This window comes from Pseudonocardia terrae, from assembly GCF_021343995.1.
Taxonomy (GTDB): domain Bacteria; phylum Actinomycetota; class Actinomycetes; order Mycobacteriales; family Pseudonocardiaceae; genus Pseudonocardia; species Pseudonocardia terrae.
On the sequence record NZ_JAJTTE010000138.1, the window covers coordinates 1 to 1,914 of the forward strand.

Annotated in this window: 1 protein-coding gene; it reads right to left on the reverse strand. The window is 69.9% G+C overall.

Features of this window, described 5'->3' with window-relative positions; genetic code table 11:
* Positions 1 to 38: 38 nt before the first annotated feature.
* Positions 39 to 1,844 carry an IS1634 family transposase gene (locus LWC33_RS36730; protein ID WP_443720195.1) on the reverse strand — a complete coding sequence of 602 codons (1,806 nt, stop codon included), beginning with the start codon at positions 1,842 to 1,844 and terminating at the stop codon, positions 39 to 41.
* Positions 1,845 to 1,914 lie beyond the last annotated feature (70 nt).

Consider the following 1,914-nt stretch of genomic DNA (forward strand, 5'->3'; position numbering starts at 1 on the left):
ACCCGAGTTTGATCAGAAGGCTTAGTGCGTGACGCAGGTCAGCCGCGCAGTGCCGTGACGACCGGCTCGAGGTCGGCCGGGATGTGGGGCGGGAAGGTCTGCTCGGCGCCGTTGATGGCAATTGTGGCCGAGCGCAGCGGCCGTAGCGTGCGGACGAGGCGGCGGATGGACAGTCCGGTGCGGGCCTGGGCGGTGCGGGCGAGGGCGAGCGCGGCGAACACGATGGTCAGGTGGGCTTCGATGCTGTCGCGGGTGCGGTGGAACATCGGCCGGGCCGCGAGGTCGGTCTTGCTCATCCGGAACGACGCCTCAACCTGCCAGAGGTCGTGGTAGGCCGCGATCACCTCGGCCGCGTTCATGACCGGGGCGGGCAGGTTGGTGACGTAGCCCTTGAGCCCGGCCAGGCGCCGGGCGCGGGCGAGGGCCTTCTCGTCGAGGATCTGGCCGTCGCCGGCGTTCTTGACGAACCGCGGCGTGCGGGCTGTCCTGTCGCCGTTGACGACGTCGCGGGCCCGAGACTCCTGCGCGTTGAGGGTGCGGTTGTCCCGGGCGAACCGCTTGGCCGAGTAGGCCCAAACCGCCCGCCACGACCCCGGATGCGCCGACGGGTCCCAGACCGGCTCGGCGCGCAGGGCGGTGTCGTTGGCGGTGTTCGCGCCCCGTTTCGGGGTGATGGTGTCGACGTGCTGTCCGTCGGTGAAGGCGTCGCCGTGCCAGTGGAAGTGCGACTCCAGGTCGATCGGGGCCTTCGACTGCCGCGAGCCGACGATGAACTTGAACCCGGCGTCGTCGAGGGTGGTCAGGTTTCCGGCGGACAGCATGCCCGCGTCCGCCACGATGATCATGTTTTCGATGCGGTGCCTCGGCTTGAACGCCTCGATGATCGGCACGATCGTCAGCTTCTCGGCCTTGTTGCCCTCGAAACAGCCGATCTCCAGGGGGAAGCCGTTGCGGTCGACCAGCAGCCCGACGACGACCTGTGGGTCGATGCGGCGTTCCTTGGAGAACCCGACCTTGCGCAGGCCGTCCTCCTTCTCCGCCTCGAAGTAGAGCGTGGTCACGTCGTAGAGCACCAGACTGACATCGCCGCAGCTCAGGGCATGCGCGAAGCACAGATCGGCGATCCGGTCCCGGTAGGAGCCGCGCGCTGGTTCAGTCTCATCTTCCGCCGCGCCGCTACCGTCCACTTCGGACTCATCGATGTCCTCGACCGCGGCGCTGGAGCCGAGGTCGGGGTCGGCGTCGGCGTCGGGTTCCTCGGTCTGGGCGGCGCGGCGCAGAGTGCGCCACAACGTGGGATACGACGCCGCTTGCCTCCCCATGTCGGCCAGCACCCGGCCCACGTCGAGCAGCGAGGTGGGCTCCACGACCCGGGCGATCACCAGATCGCGGAAGACCTCGTCGTCCAGCTCGGCGAACCCGAGAGTCTCGTAGACCCCGACAAGCAGGTCGAACAACAGCGCCGAGGCGGTCGCAACCACGCTGCCCGCCGCAGTCGCCTCCGCTGCCGGGCGCCCGGCCTTCGGCGCATCCAGCGGCGCGGCGGGTGCGAACAGGGCCGGGTCCGCAGGTGGCGGGGCGAGCCGGGCCCGACGCGTCACCTTCGCCAAGCCCAAGTCCAACTCGCCCTGCGCGGCGTCGTCGAGCATGCCCTGGGCTCGGGCGATCAACAGCCCGAGCTCGACCTCGCTGCGTGCCGAGCCCAAGTGCGCGACGATCCGCTGCCGGCGCCCGGACACGTACTCCGCGATCTGCACCGCCGTCGCGCCCGAGCCCGTCCGGACCCGCCTGATGAACGCCACAACCCGGCAGCCTACCCACCGATTAGTGCGTGAATCCCGCACCAACCCCCACAATCACCGCAGGTCACAGCCCTGCCGCTCCGCCAACGCCGCTCCGCTGATCAAACTCGGG